Below are 19,355 nucleotides of genomic sequence, written 5' to 3'. Positions count from 1 at the left end.
CGCATGATTCACGCCATCCACGAGTTTCACGGACTCCCGCCTTCTCGCGCGCTGCGTACTGCTGCGCGAAGCGCAACATGCCTCCTGGCTGCCGCGCTTCTGGCGGCTTGCGGCCCGTCGTCTCCGCCGCCTCCGCAGGCACCCTCCCCGGTGGCGGCAACCAGCGCAGCCAACGCGGCGACGGTAGCTGCGCCTTCCGCCGCATCCGCCAGCGCGACGACCTGCCCGGCGGAGAGCTTCGACCAGTTCCTGCCGCTCTTCGAAAACGACGTCAGCGTGCAGAAGACCTATGTGACCGATCCCCTGCAGAGCGATTCGGTCGATCCCAACGCCGACCCGGAACCGAAACCGGTTTCGAAATCGCTGCCCAAGGATCAGGTCACCTTCCCGATCATGCCGAGCCAGTCCGATCAGGCAAAGGATGGCCTGACGGCCAAGCGCACCGACACCAGCGCTACCGATATCGCCGTGAAGCTGGTCAAACCGGATACCGATTACCAGATGACGTTCTTTTTCCGGAAGGACGATTGCTGGCACCTGTATCGCGTGAAAGACGATTCGCTCTGACCCGGAGGATGCACCCATGCCATATCAAGACGTCATGAATGTCATCCTGCCCAAGCAGGGTAACCACTCGGCACATATCACCGGCCACTACGGCGAACACCGCGCCAAGGGGCCTCACGGCGGTTCGGATTTCAACTACGAAGGCGGCCAGGCCGGCGTCAACCTGACCCATCCCGAGTTGCATTCGCCGATCGCCGGTGAAGTCACCTTCGTGGGCGGCCAGTACGGCACGATCAAGATCCGCGATGCCGAAGGCAACAGTCACGAGATCCTGCACACGCAATCGCAGTCGGTCAAAGTGGGCCAGCACGTGCAGGTGGGGGACGCGATCGGCCACATGGGCGGTCGTGGCCCCGATGGCGCCACGCAGTACGCCCAACACGTCCACTATCAAATGAAGGACGCGCACGGGCGCCCGGTCAATCCAGAGACGTTCTGGCGCGATCGCGAGGTCGGGCACGTCAGCCATGCCGCGCCCGCAACCGCACGCACGCACGCCGAAGCTCCGCATGTCGTTCGCGAAGGCGATCACGGCGCCAGCGTGCGGGCGTTGCAGGAGAACCTCAATGCACTCGGCGTTCGCGACGAGCGTGGTCGTCCACTCTCGCCGGACGGCCATTTCGGTGCGCATACGAAGGAAGCGGTGGAAAACTTCCAGCGCGCGCATGGCCTTCCTGCTGACGGTATCGTCGGACCGCGCACCACGGAAGCGTTGCAGAAGGCCCAAACGCACGGCGCGCCGCGGCTAGACGACGCGTCGCATCCAGGCCACGAGATCTACCGCCAGGCACGCGAAGGCGTCCATCGATTGGACGCCCAGCACCAGCGTACGCCGGACCATAACAGCGAACGGCTTGCCGCATCGCTGACTGTCGCCGCGAAGCAGGAAGGCCTGCACCGCATCGACCACGTGGCACTCAACGAGGACGCCACCCGCACGTACGCCGTGCAAGGCGACCCGCAATCGCCCTTCAAACAAGTCGCTGAGGTGAACACCCAGCAGGCCATGGCGACGTCCGTCGAGGAAAGCAGCCGCGCCTGGCAACAGGTGGCACAGCAGGCCCCCAACACGGCCCATCAACAACAGCAGGCGCAACAGCAGCAACAGGCGGCGCCGACCCTGCCGGGCGCAGGCCCATGAGGACGACAGCGCCGCAACGCGGCGTATTCACCGCCCTCCTCCTGCTCCTGTCCACACATGCCTACGGTGCCTCCATGAAACAGCCTGACGTCAAGCTCAACCCGAATCCGCGCATGCGTTATGAGATCACCATGACAATCAAGGGCGCGCCCGGCCCCTTTGATCGGATCGAAGGCAGCATTGATTACAAGGTCGGCAATCCTGACAGCGTCCCCTTGACCCCGTTCTCGGGCGCTACTGTTGAGCCCCAACGACACGAGGCCGTCGAGTTCAAAAAGGTCAGCGAGAATGTCTACAAGGCGGAAATCTACGCCGACAAGTTCCTTGATGAGGACTATTTCGGTAAGGGCGTGTGCCATTGGGTCGTCGAAGGACTGAGCGCCGATCTGATCGTCGGTTCACACACCCTCAGCCCAGCCATGTATCGGAACGACATCTTTACTGGCGCCTCGATAACGAAGTACTTCGCCAATGCCTCCTATACCTTCAGAGACAGATCGTCGATCGACATCGGAAACAGCGATCCCAAGGACTACAAGCGGCCCGATGACACGTTCTCGGTGACTCTTAGTTCTACGGAGAAATTTCCATGAGCATGCGGTCGACGGACTACGCCTTACTGGCGCAAGAGAGCTATCAAACGCCGACGCTCAATAAGGTCTTCGAACGCGATGGCGTTGCTTATCAAGCCATCGACACCATCGACGATCCTGTCACAGGCTTTCAGGCCACGGCGTATCAGCGGCAGGATACCCATGAGATCGTCATCGCGTACAGGGGAACTGAATTTGATCGCGAGCCCATCCATGACGGCGGCGTGGACGCCGGGATGGTGCTTCTCGGCGTCAACGCCCAGCAACCCGCTGCCGCCGAGTTCACCCAGCGGGTACTGAAGCACGCCGCAGAGGAATCGGAAACGCTTTCGAAGCCCATTGAAGTCACGGTCACTGGTCACTCGCTGGGTGGCACGCTTGCCGAGATCAACGCGGCGAAGTTTGGCCTGCGTGGTGAGACCTTCAACGCCTACGGTGCGGGCAGCCTCTTCGGCGTCCCTAAGGGCGGCAATCAGGTCATCGATCACGTCCGCGCGGGCGACCTCGTAAGCGCTGCCAGTCCGCACTTCGGCGAAGTACGGATCTACGCCGCGCAACAGGACATCGATACCCTGTCAAAGGCAGGCTATCGCGACGACAGCGGCATCCTTTCCCCGCGCAATCCGATCAAGGCGACGGACTTCGACGCCCACGCGATCGACAACTTCGTGCCGGACAGCAAGCTGCTCGGGCAGTCGATCATCAGCCCCGAAAGTCAGGCCCGCTACCGCGCCCACGAAGGCATGATCGATCGCTATCGCGACGACGTGATGGATGTCCGCAAGGTTCTGTCGGCCAAGTGGGAAGTGCCGAAGGAAATCGTCGAAGGCGCGACCGCGCTTGGCCACGAAGTGGCGGACGACCTCGCTACCGCGGGACGCGCCGTCGGACACGCCGCTCACGAGGTGGCCGACGCCGCAAAGCGTACCGGCCGCGAGGTTGCGGACGATGTCGCTACCGCCGGGCGTGCGGTCGGACACGCCGCGCATGAGGTTGCCGATGCTGCGAAGCGTGCCGGCCACGAGGTCGTGGACGGCGTTACAACGGCAGGGCGTGCAGTAGGCCACGCCGCCCATGAGGTCGCCGACGCCGCAAAACGCGCCGGCCACGAGATCGCGAACGACGTAAGCGAGGTAGGCCATGCGATCGGGAGCAAGGCTACCGGTGCTTGGAACACGATCACTCACCCCGGCTCGTGGTTCCAGGACAAGGAGCCGCCGGCACGCGTCGATCACCCGGATCACCCGGGTCACGCGCTCTTCCAGCAGGCACGCGCAGGCGTCGAGCGTCTGGACGCTGAGCATCAGCGAGGTTCCGACGAGAGCAGTAAGCGCCTGGCTGCGTCGCTGACGGCAGCGGCACGCCAGGAGGGCATGCAACGGATCGACCACGTGACGCTCAATGGTGACGCGAGCCGCACGTACGCCGTCCAGGGCGACGCCGGATCGCCGTTCAAGCAGATCGCCGAGGTGAACACTCAACGTGCGATCAACACGCCTGTGGAGCAAAGCACCCAAGCCTGGCAGCAGGCCAACGAGCAGCAGACGCGCGCAGCGATGCAGGCTAAGGAGGCTCAGCAGACGCCACAGCCTCCGACGCTGGCACCGCCCTAATCGGCCGCGCCCCCAGAGACTCACTACGGTGGATACATACAGGACACGACAGGAAGGCTTATGAAAATCGGATTATTCATCGCACTCATGCTTTTCGGCTTCGCCTCGCAGGCGCAGGTACTGACTTATCGTCAAGGCGACCCCTTCCTGTTCTGTACCAAGGGGCGGGACGACCCCAGTCGGTGCTGGTGGCCAATGCCGCCGTATCTTGGTACCACCTACATGGTTAATCCTGCCTGCGAACCGAACCCCTACGGCAAGCCATGGTCGGCCGACGACGTCGCATCGTTTGAGCAATACGCGACCGTATGTCCGGCGGGTCAGAGGCCCGGCGGTTGGGACTCGGCAGCTGGCCAGCCTGAGTTCGTTCCCAACTACCACTAATACCTAGGCGTTGAAAGGTTTTTTGCATGAGCAAGAACAGGGGATATGCCGCCGCCGCACTCATGGCGGCGGCGGTTTGCTGCGGAAACTTTCTGTCGGGTTACCTGACGCTGCTCTTCCTCGGCCTGAAGGATGAGCACGTTCGCTGGAACACCTACTGGACCTACATACGGGCGCTGAGACGCCCCGAGGTACAGCCGTATGTCTGGAAGATCGAGACGGCAGGCCTGATCGGTTTCGTTCTGCCGCTCATTGCCGTGCTGATCGCCCTGTACTTCCTCCTGAAACCCAAGAAGCAGGCGATGCACGGCGACGCCCGCTTCGCCACGGCGGCTGACCTGCGCAAGCAGAAGATGCTTTCGCCTGCGCCCAACGGCATCCTGGTCGGCAAGTTCAAAGGCGACTTGGTTCGCCTGCCCGGTCAGCAGTTCGTGATCCTCGCCGCGCCCACCCGCTCGGGTAAGGGCGTGGGCGTGGTGATTCCGAACCTGCTCGACTACCAGGAATCGGTGGTGGTGCTGGACATCAAGCAGGAGAACTTCGATCTGACCAGCGGCTGGCGCAAGTCGCAGGGTCAGGAAATCTACCTGTTCAATCCGTTCGCGGAGGATCGCCGTACACATCGCTGGAATCCGCTGAGCTATGTGTCGAAGGACCCGGCGTTCCGCGTGTCGGATCTGATGAGCATTGCCTCGATGCTCTATCCCGACGGCTCCGACGATCAGAAGTTCTGGGTCAGCCAGGCACGCAATGCGTTCATGGCGTTCTCGCTATACCTCTGCGAGAAATGGGAAGACGACGAAAAGAAGGGGCGTCCGGAAATCATCCGAAGCAAGCCGACGCTCGGCATGATCTATCGCCTTTCGTCGGGTGACGGCACGGACCTGCGCGAACTGTATACGCGACTGTCGAAGGAATCCTTCCTGAGTGCGAACGCTCAGTCGGCTTTTGCCAACCTGCTTTCGCAGGCGAACGAAACCTTCGCATCCATCCTCGGTACGTTCAAGGAACCCTTGAACGCCTGGATCAATCCCGTTCTCGATGCAGCCACCAGCGATGACGACTTCCAGCTCACGGATGTACGCAAGAAGAAGATGACGATCTACATCGGCATCCAGCCGAACAAGCTAGCGGAAAGCCGGCTGATCGTGAATCTGTTCTTCAGTCAGCTGATCAACCTAAACACCAAGGTGTTGCCGCAGAACGACCCGTCGCTCAAGCACCAGTGCCTGCTGCTGATGGACGAGTTCACCTCGATCGGCAAGGTGGAGATCATCGCCTCGGCGGTGTCGTACATGGCCGGCTACAACATCCGCCTTCTGCCCATCATCCAGAGCATGGCCCAGCTCGACGCCACCTACGGCAAGGACGTCTCGCGCACCGTCATCACTAACCACGCTCTGCAAATCGTCTACGCCCCCCGCGAACAGCAGGACGCGAACGATTACTCCGACATGCTCGGCTACACCACGGTGCGTCGCGAGAACATCACCAAGAGCAAGAAGGGTGACGTCTCGAAGAGCCACACGGAAGAAAAGCGCGCACTCATGTTGCCGCAGGAGTTGAAGGCCATGGGCACCGAAAAGGAAGTCTTCCTCTACGAGGGCATTCCTCACCCGGTCATGTGCGAAAAGATCCGCTACTACCAAGACAAGTACTTCACGTCGCGATTGATGGAGAAGGTGAAGATCGAGCCGCTCTCCATCTGACAAAGGCACGTCCCTTCGGTGGGATGCGTCATTGCTCCGATGTACGTCCATCCACGCGGCCACGCGCAGAAAGGCCAACGCCGCCATGGCGATCCATACGGGGGCATCGGTCAGGGCCACGCCCCACCGCGAGAAGCCGCCATGGCGGCAAGGGGCGGTTGCCCGCCCCTCCCCTCTTACCTCGGAATCGACGGCTGCTCGACCTGTTGTGGCGGGGTCTGCTGCTGCGCGATTGCCGGCTGCGGCTGTTGTTGCTGTTGCTGCGCCGTCTGCTGCCATTCCTGACTGCTCTGCGCCATCGTCTTTCCAACGGACTGGCTCACATCCACTTCCGCGATCTGCTTGAACGGCGAGTTCAATTCGCCCTGCACAGCGTAGGCGCGCTTGGCGTCATCGCTGAGCACCACATGATCCACGCGCGATAGCCCTTGCGCGTGCGCTGCCACCGCGAGGGACGCGGCCAGGTTGCTGCTCATTTGGTCGGGTGTACGTCCCTGCTGGGCGTCCACCGCATGCACGCCATTGAGCGCCTGCTGAAAGATTGCGTGGCCGGGATGGTTGGCGTCGGCAAGCGTCGACTGCGCCGGCTGCGTCGCCTTGGTCATCGCTTCCATCGTCTTCGCTCCCGCGATGCCATCCGGGTTCAGGCCGTGATCGCGCTGGAAGGCCTGCAAAGCGCTCTTCGTATTGGCACCGAAGTCGTTGTCCGGATGCAGCGGGCGCCCGTCGGCACCCTTATAACCGAGCTGGGCGAGCTGGGCCTGCAAGGCACCGACCTGCGGCGAATGATCGTGTTCACGCAAGGTGCCTGCGTGCTGCACGTGATCGCCGCTGGCATGAGCCGGCGCATGGCCCGCCGCCCGCCCCGCGGGCTGGCTGCGCACGTTGCCCGGATGGGTGATGTGCAGCAGGCGCTCGTCGGTACCGTTGCGATGTACGTTCACGTCGAGCGTGCGATCGGCATTGACGTGGGTGGACACGTCGCGACTGTTGACCGAACTCCACTGACCGTTGACCAGCGCGTGGCCGTTGCCGGAGCGGTCCCACGTCACCAGGTCGCGGCCTTCCGCATAGAAGCCGCGGTGATTGCTGCCGTTGGCATACGAACCGCCTTCACCCAGGGCCTGCACCATCGGGCGCGAATGCGCCGGATCGGTGAACGCGTCGCGGATGGCGGCGTACTCGTGCGGCAGGTTCGGCCGCGTCGGGTCGTTGCCAAGGCGCGTGGGATTGACCAGCGGATCGGCCACCACCGTATTCCACGCCGGACGCAGCGGATGGTTGGCGTCGGTCGCGCGAAGATCGTTGAACAGCGCCGCGCCAGCCAGCGCATGATCGCGCCCTTCCGTGACGTAACCGGGGTAACGATCGATGGAGTGCTTTACGTCGTCCACGCTGTGATGCTGGCCGTTCTGGATCTGCTGGACGAGGCGGCCACCGTAGGTCTCGCTCTGGTTGTAGAGCTTGGCGGTCATGGTGATCAGACGCGCCTGATCCTGCTCGGACGCGTGCTGGTAGAGCGGCGTCTGTTGCAGCGGCGCAATGGCATTGGTCATCAGGCGTTCGACCTGCGCCGAATCGTGGCGATGCACGAAATCGACGCCGGCATCGCTGGCCATGAAGGCGTCGAGATGCGACTTGACCGTGCTATCGAGCGGGCGCCCATGCTGCGCCTCGATCTGGCGGCCGGTGCGACCGAGGTCGGCAACCGTCTGCGCCTGCTGGTTGGCGTTGAGCACCCAATCGGGATGCGCCGTGCGCGCCCACGCCTGGTAGGCGTCGGTGAGCTGCGTCGCTACTTCGGGGTGCTGGCCCAGATCGGTCTGCAAGGTACCGATGGAAAAACCGCTGTTCCCGATGGGATCCATCACGGTATTGCCGTGGGCATCGGTGCGGTAATTGCCTGCGAAGCTCAGACGGTAGGCGACGTCGCCACCCTCCGAGCTGACGCCGATGGCGAAATAGGACAACGCCCGGGCTTCGTTATCTGTCAATCCTGGCATGTTGCAACTCCTGGCTCATGATCGTCGTATTAGTCGTCCTTGCACTGGGTATCCAGCGGCGCTTTGCCGCCTTTCGGCACGCGATCCAGCGTGACGTAATGCTTGAAATGGTTTTCCGAGGCCGGCCCATCCACGCGGTACCAAGCGAGACGCTTGCCTTCGGGCACGACGTAAGCGTCCACGTCGCCAAACGCCGGGCACACGGGATAGCCGCCGCGCTCCTCCGTCTCGGCGCAGAAGCGCAGGTAGAGCTTGCCGTCGCGCCACTCGCCCTTGAACTGGCCCTGCTCGCCGCTGTTTCGCGTCCCGTCGGACCAAGTGCCCTCGGGCGCGGCACCTGCGTTGGCGACACCCAACTCGGCGTAGTGGCCGAGGTTGCAGTCGGTGCGGTAACCCCAATCGCCAGCGATGGCGCCCTTGCTCGCGCCGGACGTCTTCGACGGCGAGGAGGCAAGGCGCTTTTCCAATTCGTCGGCACGGGCGCGGGTCTTATCCGTGGTGCAGTCGTTCTTGGCGACGCTGCCTGAAGCGACACCGCAGGCCCTGTCACGGCCGGCGATCCACTGCCGCTCTTCGTCGCGAAGCGACTTGCGGCCGGCATCGTCCAGCGATTGGGAGAGCTTCCGATAGGCCGCGTTCAAGCGGGCGTCCTGCGCGTCGTAGTTGCTGGACGCGCTGTCCTGCGGCGCCGCGAAAGCCGCACCACTGAAAGCGAAGGCAGCCATGACCAGCCACCGAAAATGGGCATTCGCCCGCACTATTTCCTTTCTGCCACCGAGCATTGGAACTCCTGATGGTTACTGTGCGCACCCCTGTTGCGCAACTTTAACAGGCAAAACGTGAAGAAATCCGTGCACGGTTCGCGACCTGCAGGCCATACTCCTTTCATGCGCAGCGTCGCTATGTCGGCGACCACGCTCGGGGGAGCACGCGAATGCTGAAAACACCCAAGGTCCGTTGGGCCTATCTCGTTACCGCCTTGTGGTTGGCATCGAGCGTCGAGGTCATGGCCCAGTCCGCTGCGCCGGTCGAAGCACGCGTTCCCTTCTCGCCTACGCCGTTTCTGGGTAGCGATGGCTTTACTCATCTGGCGTACGAGCTTCAGGTAACGAATGTTTACGAAGACTCCGGAGCGCTGAAGGTTTCCGAATTGGAGGTCATGGATGAGAACCATCATCTACTCCTTCACCTGGACCAGAGCGACCTGGCGCATTCATTTCGCCCGGCGCCGACCGATGATGGCTCCGCAACGATAGCCCCGGGTAAAACCGGCACCGTTTTTGTCTGGGTGACGCTCCCGCCCAACGTTTTACCGAGGACGCTCACACATAAAATCGTCTTTACCAATGAACGACATGGGTTGAGCAGCGTTGATGGACTGGCATCGACCGTTTCACCGCCGTCCTCGCTTCGCTTGGGTCCGCCGCTACGAGGCGGACGCTGGCTTGCGCATGAGGGTCCCGGAAACGCACGCTCGCATCACTGGGGCAGCCTGGTTGCGGTCAACGGTCGCCTGACCATTCCTCAGCGCTACGCGATCGACTTCGTTGGCATCGATGCCCAAGGGCGCGCGTTCAATCCAAATAAAGAGACCAATGCGACCAAGCTCGCCGACTGGTTTGGCTTCGGGACGCCGGTCCTTGCCGTCGGCAACGGAAAGGTCGTCGCGGTGCGCGATGGCCAATCGGACCATGAGCCATTGACCCCGCCACCGGCGTCGAACGAGTTGTCGCTCAATGGATTGTTTGGAAACTATGTGGTCATCGACCTGGGCGGTGGCTCCTTCGCCGCCTACGCCCATCTACGGAAAGGCACGGTTCGTGTGACACCGGGGCAGCAGGTGACGCTCGGCCAGGTTATCGGCGAGCTGGGCGAGTCGGGAAGTTCGGCTGCGCCGCATCTCCATTTCCAGGTAAGCAACGCAGCGACATTCGAAGGGTCCCAAGGACTGCCGTACGTCTTCGACCGGCTCAACGTGTGCGGGACGGAACACGAGGCGCAGTTGTTCGGGCAAGGCGACCGGTGGACCCCATCGCCGTGTCACGCGGCGAACGGTTCGCTGCCGCTGAACGACATGATCGTTGAATGGCCTAAGTGAGCCTGTGAGAGATTCGGATCAAGCTCGGATGCTGCCCTGGCCTTAACGACCCGGACCCTCCACCCGCGCCCCGATTAAGCGGTACATGACGCTGGCCTTCCCGCCCGGCGGGTCAAGTGCATCCCCATTTGGGAGGCACGTGCGGGGGCTCATCGAATACGATAGAGGGCTTGAGGCCCGGATTCGACTCGGAGCGCACCTTTCCGCCCGGCGTCGGCGCCGGACATTCGCTAATTTTGCGTAAGGCACTGATGGAACAGCATTCCCCCACCCCTTCCACTGATGTCACGGGCCACACGCCGTTCATGCGCCAGTACCTGGCGGCAAAGGCGGAGCATCCGGACATCCTGTTGTTTTTCCGGATGGGCGACTTCTACGAGCTGTTCTACGACGATGCGCGCAAGGCGGCCCGTCTGCTCGACATTACGCTGACTCAGCGCGGTCAGTCGGCGGGCGCGCCGATCCCCATGGCTGGCGTTCCGTATCACGCGGTAGAGGGCTATCTCGCGCGGCTGGTCAAGCTCGGTGAATCGGTGGCCTTGTGCGAGCAGATCGGCGACCCGGCGACCTCGAAGGGCCCCGTAAAGCGCGAAGTGGTGCGCATCGTGACGCCGGGCACCGTCACCGATGCGGCCCTGATGGAAGAACGCCGCGACAACCTGTTGCTCTCCATTGCCGCGGGCCCGAAGGGCTACGGTCTCGCCTGGGTCGATCTTTCCACCGGGCGCTTCCTGCTGACCGAGACACCGACGCCCGAAGGGCTCGCCGCCGAACTGGCGCGCCTGCAACCTGCCGAAACCCTGGTCAGCGAAGACGTCGCCTGGCCGAAGCTGGTGTCCGCGCTGCCCGGCTTGCGCAAACGCCAGCCCTGGCACTTCGACGTCGACGCCGCCACGCGCGAGCTGTGCCGCTTCTTCAAGACGCGCGACCTGCTCGGCTTCGGCGTGGAGGGCATGCCGCTGGCCGTCGCCGCGGCAGGTTGCCTGCTGGGGTACGTCGAAGAAACCCAGAAGAGTGCCTTGCCTCATCTCACCGGGCTTGCGGTGGAGAACGCGGGCGAAACCATCGCGATGGACGCGGCGACGCGCCGCAACCTCGAAATCGACACGCACCAGAGCGGCAACGTCGATAACACCTTGCTCGGCGTACTCGACGAAACGGTGACGCCGATGGGCGCGCGCCTGCTGCGTCGCTGGTTGAACCGCCCACTGCGCGACCGCCAGGTCCTGCGCGGTCGGCACCAGGCCATCGGCAGCCTCATCGATTCGCGTCGGCACCTGACCCTGCGCGAGCGTCTGCGCGGCGTGGGCGATCTCGAACGCATCCTGGCTCGCGTGGCGCTGCGCTCGGCGCGTCCGCGCGATCTTTCCACGTTGCGCGACGGACTTGCTGCAGCCCCAGGCCTGCGCGACGACATCGCCGGCCTCGATAGCCCGCTGTTGCACAGCCTGGTGGAACGCATCGGCGATCACGCCGACACCGCCGCCCTGCTCGCCCGCGCCATCATTGCGCAGCCGCCCGTGCTGCTGCGCGATGGCGGCGTGTTGGCCGAAGGCTACGACGACGAACTCGACGAGCTGCGCCGCTTGTCCACCAACGCGGACCAGTTCCTGGTGGACATGGAGGAACGCGAGAAAGCTGCCAGTGGCATTCCGACGCTGAAGGTCGGCTACAACCGCGTCCACGGCTACTACATCGAGATCACCAAGGCACAGGCCGACAAGGCGCCGCAGCATTACACGCGCCGGCAGACCACGAAGAACGCCGAGCGTTACATCACGGAAGAACTGAAACAGTTCGAGGACAAGGTGCTCTCCGCGAAGGAACGCTCGCTGATGCGCGAGCGGGCACTGTACGAACTGTTGCTGGACCGCCTGATCGAACATCTGCCGGCGCTGAAGATCGCCGCTGCCGCCATGGCCGAGCTGGACGTGCTGTCGAATCTCGCCGACCGTGCGGAAGCGCTGGACTGGTCGGCACCGGTACTCACCGACGTGCCGGGCATCAGCATCGAACGCGGTCGCCATCCGGTCGTGGAGAAGGTGCGCGACGAGCCGTTCGAACCGAATGATCTGATACTCGACAAGCGTCGGCGCATGCTGGTCATCACCGGCCCGAACATGGGCGGCAAGTCCACCTACATGCGCCAGAACGCGCTCATCGTCCTACTCGCTCACGTCGGCAGTTACGTGCCGGCGTCGGCGGCGACGATCGGGCCGATCGATCGCATCTTCACGCGCATCGGCGCGGGCGACGATCTGTCGCGCGGCCAGTCCACCTTCATGGTGGAGATGAGCGAGACCGCCAACATCCTGCATAACGCCACGGATTGCAGCCTCGTGCTCATGGACGAGGTCGGCCGTGGTACCAGCACCTACGACGGTCTGTCGCTGGCGAGGGCGGCTGCGGTGCATCTGGCAGCTACCAGCTGCGCATTCACCCTCTTCGCCACGCATTACTTCGAACTGACGGAGCTGGCCGCCGAGTATCCGACCATCGCCAACGTGCATCTCGATGCTGTGGAGTACGGCGAGCAGCTGGTCTTCATGCATACGGTGAAGGACGGTCCCGCCAATCGCAGCTTCGGTTTGCAGGTGGCCGCGCTGGCGGGCCTGCCCAAGAGCGTGATTGCCGACGCCCGGCGTTATCTCTCGGCGCTGGAGCAAGGCCATGAGGTGACGGCGGCCGTGGCAGCGCCACCCACGCCAACCCCGCAGATGGGCCTGTTCGCGCCTCCGCTGCCCTCACCGGTCGAAGAAGCGTTACGAGCCATCGACCCGGACGACCTCAGCCCGCGCGACGCGCTGGAGCAGCTCTACAAACTGCAAAAGATGCTGCGCTGAACGATTGGGCGCCGCTATCGGACCGATTGGAACAAACGAATTCACCGCGGCGAGTCGCCTGCCTATAGTGCATCCGCATGGGCGCTGAACACCGACAGCGCTCATGCTTTCCACGGTGTCTTACGACTCTCCATCTTCCGGCACCGTGGCGTCCCCCACCCCTCCCGAGTCAGCAGCCCGGGCAGGGATTCGGGGGGCGGTTTCGCGTGTTCAGAGGGTCTTCTTGAGGTCCTGGATCAGGCGCCGATCGCGCTTGCCGGGTCGGGCATCGGGACGCAGCAAGGCACCGCCGGTAAGGCGACGATCTTCGATCCGGCGTTGGCGCTCAGCGGCACTCGCCTCCGTTTCCGCGTAGAGCTTCTGCGCCTCCGAGGCGGGGCCACGTTTCTCGGAAAGGCCCACCACCACGCACGTCAGCCGCTCTTCTCCGCGGGTCACCTTGAAGGTGTCACCGACGTGCACGACCTTGGCCGGTTTGCATGCGGCATCGTTGAGTTCGATCTTGCCACCGTCGATCGCCTGCTTCGCCAGACTGCGGGTCTTGAAGAAGCGGGCGGCCCATAGCCACACGTCGGCGCGCACGCCCTGAGTCATGAGATCGGTCATGGGAAGGAGGATGTGGCCACGCCGCGGGAATCCAAGCGTCAGCCTGCCGGCAGGAACAGGTTGCCCACGGGAATCGTCACGAGCGAGACCAGGATGCCGGCGCCAAGCACCGTGTTCGCCAACCGTGGCTCAAGACCGTACTGGTCGGCAAGGATCGCCGCCGAGATCATCGGCGCCATCGCCGCCTGCAGCACGCCGACCGTCAACGGCAGACCGCCCACGCCCGCCGCCAGTCCCAGACCGAGCACCGCCAGCGGCGCGAGCAGCAGCTTCCAACCCAGGCCCGCGGCGAGCGCGCCGACCTGCTCCCGCCGCAGATGCAGGCGGAACTGCAGACCCACCGAAAACAGCGCGAGCGGCGTCAGCGTCTGGCCGATCTGCATCAGCAGTTTCTCCACCGACTCTGGCCATCCGCCAAACAGTCCGACCATCGCGCCAGCAAGCAGCGCGAGAAAAGCCGGGAACGTGAGCACGCGACGCGCAATGGTGGCGGCGTTGGCGCTCCTGCCCGAGTACATCGACGCCACCACGATCCCGGCCGCGGCGAGCAGCGGGAAGCAACCCAACTGATCGGCGATGACGGCGAGCGACAAGCCCGGCTTACCGTGCAAGGCCTCCATCATGGGGTAACCGATGAACGAGGTATTGCCCAGCCCGCAGACCAGGGTGAGGCAGCCCACTCGATGACGCGACCAGCCCAGCCATTGCCCGAGCGTGGCGAACAGAGCCCAGGCGCCGAAGAACGTCAGATGCATCGCCGCGACGGGAAACCATAGCCGCGCATCCACCGTCACGTGTGGCACGAGTGCCAGCACCAGCGCGGGAAGCGCGATGTTCAGCACCCACCAGTTGATGCCGGGAACGATGCCCTCGGGCAGCGACGCGTAGCGACGGGAAAGGATGCCGAGGGCGAGACAGACGAAAAGAATGAGCAGTGCGGACATGACGCGGAACGATAGCAGAGCCCGTACCCGCGTCAGCGTGGCTGGCGCTCATGACCTCGCCATGAGGCCTCGAAGAAGCCCGCGCGCGATGACCGACTCATCGCGCGCGGCTTGGCGCGGGAGGATCAGCCCAGCAGCACGCGGTTCATGCGCTGCACGAAAGCCGCCGGGTCCGGCAGCTGCGCACCGGCCGTGATCTCCGCCTGTTCCAGCAGCAGGCCCGCAAGATCGCCCGCCTTCGCGTCGTCGGTCTCGGCAGCGAGCCGCTTGACCAACGCGTGCTCCGGGTTGAGCTCAAGCACAGGCTTGCTGTCCGGTACGTCCTGTCCTGCCTCTCGCAGCAGGCGGGCAAGATGCGGGGCAAGATCGAAGTCCGCCAGCGCAAGGCACGACGGGGAATCCGTCAGTCGCGCCGACACGCGCACGTCGCTCACGCGGTCGCCGAGCAGTCTCTTGGTCCGTTCCAACAGCGGCGCCGCCGCAGCGGTCGCAGCTTCCTGCTTCGCCTTATCCGCCTCGTCGAGCGGGAACTCACCTTTGGCGACGTTGCGCAGGCGCTTGCCGCCGTACTCGGTGAGATAGCCGAGCATCCATTCGTCGACGCGGTCGGACATCAACAATACCTCGATGTCCTTCGCCTTCAACGCCTCGAGCTGCGGACTACCCGCCGCTGCGGCATAGCTGTCCGCGGTGACATACCAGATCGTGTCCTGACCCACGGCCATGCGGCCGATGTAGTCGTCGAACGAGACGGTCTTGTTGGACCCGTCGCCCTTCGTGGAGGCAAAGCGCAGCAGCTTGGCGATGCGCTCGCGGTTGGCGGTGTCTTCGACGATGCCTTCCTTCAACGTGTTGCCAAAACCCGCCAGGAAGGTGGCGAATTTTTCGGGCTCGTCGCGCGCAACGCGCTCCAGCAGATCCAGCACGCCCTTCACGCAGCGCGCCTTGATCTGCTCGAGCTGGCGATTTTGCTGCAGAATTTCGCGGCTGACGTTGAGCGGCAGGTCGTCGGCGTCGACCACGCCGCGCACGAAGCGCAGGTAGTTCGGCAGCAGTTCTTCGGCAGCGTCCATGATGAAGACGCGCTTGATGTAGAGCTTCAGCCCCTTCCGCTCGTCGCGGCCGCCCATCATCAGATCGAACGGCGGTTGCGACGGCACGTAGAGCAGCGTCGTGAAGCTCTGGCTGCCTTCGACGCGGTTGTGCGTCCAGGCGAGCGCATCGTTGAAGTCGTGGCCCAGCGCCTTGTAGAAGTTCTGGTATTCCTCGTCCGTGATCTCGCTCTTCGGCCGCGACCACAGCGCCGAGGCGGAGTTGATCGTGGTCCATTCGGTCGGATCGGGCTTGCCGTCCTTCTCGGCCGGCATGCGGATGGGGAATGCCACGTGGTCGGAGTACTTCGTGATGGCGCTGCGCAGCGCCCACGCCTTGAGGAACTCGTCCTCTTCCGCCTTGAGGTGCAGCACGACGGTCGTGCCGCGCTCGGTGACGTTGGTGTCTTCGAGGGAATACTCACCCTTGCCGTCGCTTTCCCAGCGCACGCCCGCGGTGGCGGGCTGGCCGGCGCGGCGGGTGATGACCGTGACCTTGTCGGCCACGACGAAGGCGGAATAGAAGCCCACGCCGAACTGGCCGATCAGGCGTGCATCCGCCTTCTGTTCGCCCGAAAGCGCTTCCAGATAGCGGCGAGTACCGGAGCTGGCGATGGTACCGATGTTGGCCACGACCTCGTCGCGGCTCATGCCGATGCCGTTATCGCGAACGCTGATCGTACGCGCCTCCGGATCCCAGCTCACCTGGATGCGCAGGTCGGCATCGCCGTCGGTGAGGCTGGGGTCGGCCAGCGCTTCGAAACGCAGCTTGTCGCAGGCGTCGGAGGCGTTGGAAATGAGCTCGCGGAGGAAGATTTCCTTGTGCGAGTAGAGGGAATGGGTCACCAGGTGCAGGACCTGGGCGACCTCGGCTTCGAACTTTCGGGTTTCCTGGCTCACGGTGCCGTTCCTTCAGGTTGGGACAGGCACCGGATTATGGGGGCGGCATCAAGGGGAAAAAAGGCGCCGCCCCGGCTTTCAGCGGGCCGCCTGGAGGGCGGCGATGCGCTCTTCGATCGGCGGGTGGCTCATGAACAGCCGCTTCACGCCGGTCGCCAGGTGACCGGAGATACCGAACGCCTGGATGGTCTGCGGGAGCGTGTTGTCGCCATGGTTGGCCGACAGGCGCTGCAGGGCGGAAATCATCGAGGCCCGGCCGGCAAGCTGGGCGCCCGCCGCGTCCGCACGGAATTCGCGCCAGCGGGAGAACCACATCACGATCAGAGACGCGAACAGGCCGAATACGACCTGCAGGATCATCACGACCACGAAGTAGCCGATGCCGCCTTCCCCGTCGCGCTCGCGGCCGCCGCTCATCCAGCTATCGACCACCCGGCCCACGATACGGGCCAACACGATCACCAGCGTATTGAGCACGCCCTGGATGAGGGTGAGGGTCACCATGTCGCCATTGGCGACGTGACCGATTTCATGTCCCAGAACCGCCGAAACCTGCTCCCGGTCCATCTGCTGGAGCAGACCGGTACTGACCGCCACGAGCGCGTTGTTGCGCGACATACCCGTGGCGAAGGCATTCATTTCCGGCGCGTCGTAGACCGCCACCTCGGGCATGCCGATACCGGCCTTTTCCGCGTGACGGCGCACGGTGTCGAGCAGCCAGCGCTCGGACTCGTTACGCGGCTCGGTGATGACCTTGGCGCCGGTGGACATCTTCGCGGTCCACTTGGAAATGGCCAGCGAAATGAAGGCACCGCCCATGCCGAACACGGAGGCGAACACGATCAGGCCACCGAGGCCCATGCCGCGCTGCGCTGCCCACTGGTCGATACCCAGCACGCGGCACACGCAGGTCAACAGGACGATGACCGCAAGGTTGGTGGCAACGAACAAGGCAATGCGTTTGAACATGGTCGATTCTCTCTGTCATACCGGCCGGCATCGGAGTGCCGCCGTGCTGCAAGTTTTCGGGGCGAAGGCTGAACGATTCAATGGCGAACGCCGCTACCCGGGGCGGAACGCTTGGCGCGCGCGGGTCCGCTGGCACGACCTTCGCCTACACTGACAAGGTCGCACACCAGAACGATTGAGAAACCTCTCAAACCACGCCTCATGGTCTCTACGCCACGCTACCGAGGACGATTCGCGCCCTCCCCAACCGGTGCCCTGCACTTCGGCTCGCTGGTCGCCGCGCTGGGTAGCTGGCTGGTGGCGCGCCACGCTGGTGGGGAGTGGCTGGTCCGCATCGAAGACATCGATCCCCCGCGCGAGGTTCCCGGTTCGGCGGCATCGATCCTCGCCACGCTCGATGCCTTCGGCCTGTCGCCGGATCGACCGCCGGTCTACCAGTCGAAACGTCAGCCCCTGTATGAAACCGCCTTCGCGCAGCTGCGCGACGCCGATCAGGTCTTCCCCTGCTGGTGCAGCCGCGCCGAACTGGCGGCGCACGGAGGGCTGCACCGCGACGGCCACTGCGTGGCGCCGCCCGACCCGACGCGTCCGCCCGCCTGGCGCCTGCGTACACCCGACCTCACGGTGCGCTGGGAGGACGACCTCCAAGGCCCCCAGGCCGAGAATCTCCGAGACGTAGCGGGGGATTTCGTAATCCGCCGGGTCGAAGGCCTCTGGGCGTATCAGTTGGCCTGCGTGGTGGACGACGCCGAGCAAGGCATCAGCCACGTCGTTCGCGGCGCGGACCTGCTCGATTCCACGGCCCGGCAAATCCATCTCCAGCGGCTTCTCGGGCTTCCCACGCCCGGCTATCTGCATCTACCGCTGGTCCTGGACGCCGAGGGGCGAAAGCTCTCCAAATCCGCCGCGGCCCTGCCCGTGGATGCCGCCGATCCGATGCCCGCCTTGCGCCTTGCACTCGACCGTCTGGGCCTACCCGTGCCGTCCCGCGGAGGCACGCCCACCGCCTTGCTGGACGAGGCGCTGCGTGGATTCGCCCCTGCGGCGCTTCGCCGCAGTAGTCTTGGCGCCAGCCCGACGTTATAAGAATCGTTTGCCCGGCGCCCGGGCCCCTATCGGAAGCTGGTGAGGATGAAGCAAGGCATGACGCAACGCACGGCACTGGTGACCGGTGGCACCGGCGGCATCGGTACGGCGATCGTCCGCTACCTCGCCCGCCAGGGTCACCGTGTGGCGACCAATTACCGCGACGATGCGCGGGCGGCCGCCTGGCGCGAGGACATGATCCGCGACGGCATCGACGTCGTGATGGTCCCCGGCGACGTCGCGGACCCGGTCTCGGCCGAAGCCATGATCCGCAGCGTCGAGGAACTGGCCGGCCCGATCGAGATCCTCATCAACAACGCCGGCATCACCCGCGATACCACGTTCCACAAGATGGACTACCAGCAGTGGATCGAGGTGGTGAACACCAACCTCAATGCCTGCTTCAACGTCACCCGCCCGGTGATCGAAGGCATGCGCTCGCGGCAGTGGGGCCGCATCGTGCAAATCAGTTCGATCAACGGGCAGAAGGGCCAGTACGGTCAGGCCAACTACGCGGCAAGCAAGGCCGGCGTCCATGGCTTCACGATTTCACTCGCCCAGGAAAACGCGCGCTTCGGCATCACCGTGAACACGGTATCGCCCGGCTATGTCGGCACCGATCTGGTGATGGCCGTGCCCGAAGATGTCCGCGCGAAGATCGTGGCGCAGATTCCGGTCGGTCGCCTCGGTCGCCCCGAGGAAATCGCCCATGCCGTCGCCTTCCTCACCGCCGAGGAGTCCAGTTGGATCACAGGCTCCAACCTGGCGATCAACGGCGGCCACTACATGGGTTGGTAACCAGCCGGCT

Annotated in this window: 16 protein-coding genes; 10 read left to right on the top strand and 6 right to left on the bottom strand. The window is 64.2% G+C overall.

Features of this window, described 5'->3' with window-relative positions; all coding sequences use genetic code 11:
- The first annotated feature begins 3 nt into the window (after positions 1–3).
- The 6 genes from BT115_RS13190 (at position 4) to BT115_RS13165 (ending at position 6,007) form a co-directional block, all read left to right on the top strand.
- Positions 4–567: a hypothetical protein gene (locus BT115_RS13190; RefSeq protein WP_143144560.1), complete on the top strand. Its 564-nt coding sequence runs from the start codon at positions 4–6 to the stop codon at positions 565–567.
- Positions 568–583: 16 nt separating this feature from the next.
- The gene (locus BT115_RS13185) at positions 584–1,708 is read left to right on the top strand and encodes an XVIPCD domain-containing protein (RefSeq protein WP_255369422.1); all 1,125 of its coding nucleotides are present in this window, start codon (positions 584–586) and stop codon (positions 1,706–1,708) included.
- A gap of 74 nt (positions 1,709–1,782) precedes the next feature.
- Entirely contained in the window at positions 1,783–2,301 is a 519-nt protein-coding gene (locus tag BT115_RS13180; protein ID WP_143144559.1) for a hypothetical protein, read from the top strand.
- Positions 2,298–3,914 (top strand): XVIPCD domain-containing protein, encoded by a 1,617-nt coding sequence (locus BT115_RS13175; protein WP_072323021.1) that lies wholly within the window; start codon positions 2,298–2,300, stop codon positions 3,912–3,914. The genes BT115_RS13180 and BT115_RS13175 overlap by 4 nt, the downstream gene beginning before the upstream one ends.
- 60 nt (positions 3,915–3,974) lie before the next feature.
- Positions 3,975–4,298, top strand: a complete 324-nt coding sequence (locus BT115_RS13170; RefSeq protein WP_072323020.1) for a hypothetical protein — start codon at positions 3,975–3,977, stop codon at positions 4,296–4,298.
- A 26-nt stretch (positions 4,299–4,324) separates the two neighbouring features.
- On the top strand, positions 4,325–6,007 hold the full coding sequence (locus tag BT115_RS13165; protein ID WP_072323019.1) for a type IV secretory system conjugative DNA transfer family protein: 1,683 nt from the start codon (positions 4,325–4,327) through the stop codon (positions 6,005–6,007).
- 176 nt (positions 6,008–6,183) lie between these two features.
- On the opposite strand, the gene BT115_RS13160 is transcribed toward BT115_RS13165, so the two are convergent.
- Complete coding sequence (locus tag BT115_RS13160; protein WP_083527448.1) at positions 6,184–8,010, bottom strand: peptidoglycan-binding domain-containing protein; 1,827 nt, start codon at positions 8,008–8,010, stop codon at positions 6,184–6,186.
- A gap of 29 nt (positions 8,011–8,039) precedes the next feature.
- Positions 8,040–8,735, bottom strand: a complete 696-nt coding sequence (locus BT115_RS13155; RefSeq protein ID WP_177257413.1) for a lysozyme inhibitor LprI family protein — start codon at positions 8,733–8,735, stop codon at positions 8,040–8,042.
- A gap of 209 nt (positions 8,736–8,944) precedes the next feature.
- Here BT115_RS13155 and BT115_RS13150 point away from each other — a divergent pair, with 209 nt between their 5' ends.
- Both BT115_RS13150 and mutS read left to right on the top strand, forming a co-directional pair.
- Positions 8,945–10,108 (top strand): M23 family metallopeptidase, encoded by a 1,164-nt coding sequence (locus BT115_RS13150; protein WP_072323016.1) that lies wholly within the window; start codon positions 8,945–8,947, stop codon positions 10,106–10,108.
- A gap of 251 nt (positions 10,109–10,359) precedes the next feature.
- Positions 10,360–12,951: a DNA mismatch repair protein MutS gene (gene mutS / locus BT115_RS13145; RefSeq protein WP_255369421.1), complete on the top strand. Its 2,592-nt coding sequence runs from the start codon at positions 10,360–10,362 to the stop codon at positions 12,949–12,951.
- Positions 12,952–13,161: 210 nt separating this feature from the next.
- Here the strand turns inward: mutS and BT115_RS13140 are convergent, their stop codons facing one another.
- The 4 genes from BT115_RS13140 to htpX form a co-directional block, all read right to left on the bottom strand.
- Positions 13,162–13,557: an RNA-binding S4 domain-containing protein gene (locus tag BT115_RS13140; RefSeq protein WP_072323015.1), complete on the bottom strand. Its 396-nt coding sequence runs from the start codon at positions 13,555–13,557 to the stop codon at positions 13,162–13,164.
- A gap of 38 nt (positions 13,558–13,595) precedes the next feature.
- Entirely contained in the window at positions 13,596–14,501 is a 906-nt protein-coding gene (locus BT115_RS13135; RefSeq protein WP_177257412.1) for an AEC family transporter, read from the bottom strand.
- 125 nt (positions 14,502–14,626) lie between these two features.
- Positions 14,627–16,492: a molecular chaperone HtpG gene (gene htpG / locus BT115_RS13130; protein ID WP_072323014.1), complete on the bottom strand. Its 1,866-nt coding sequence runs from the start codon at positions 16,490–16,492 to the stop codon at positions 14,627–14,629.
- Positions 16,493–16,570: 78 nt separating this feature from the next.
- Positions 16,571–17,461: a protease HtpX gene (gene htpX, locus BT115_RS13125; protein ID WP_072323013.1), complete on the bottom strand. Its 891-nt coding sequence runs from the start codon at positions 17,459–17,461 to the stop codon at positions 16,571–16,573.
- 201 nt (positions 17,462–17,662) lie between these two features.
- Here htpX and gluQRS point away from each other — a divergent pair, with 201 nt between their 5' ends.
- Entirely contained in the window at positions 17,663–18,547 is an 885-nt protein-coding gene (gene gluQRS, locus BT115_RS13120) for a tRNA glutamyl-Q(34) synthetase GluQRS (protein WP_072323012.1), read from the top strand.
- Positions 18,548–18,604: 57 nt separating this feature from the next.
- Positions 18,605–19,345, top strand: coding sequence for an acetoacetyl-CoA reductase (phbB, locus tag BT115_RS13115; RefSeq protein WP_072323211.1), 741 nt, complete (start codon positions 18,605–18,607; stop codon positions 19,343–19,345).
- Positions 19,346–19,355 lie beyond the last annotated feature (10 nt).

The sequence above is a fragment of the Luteibacter sp. UNCMF366Tsu5.1 genome, from assembly GCF_900119235.1.
Lineage (GTDB): Bacteria > Pseudomonadota > Gammaproteobacteria > Xanthomonadales > Rhodanobacteraceae > Luteibacter > Luteibacter flocculans.
The sequence above is the reverse complement of the archived record's forward strand: the minus strand, read 5'-3'. Positions and strand labels throughout refer to the sequence as shown.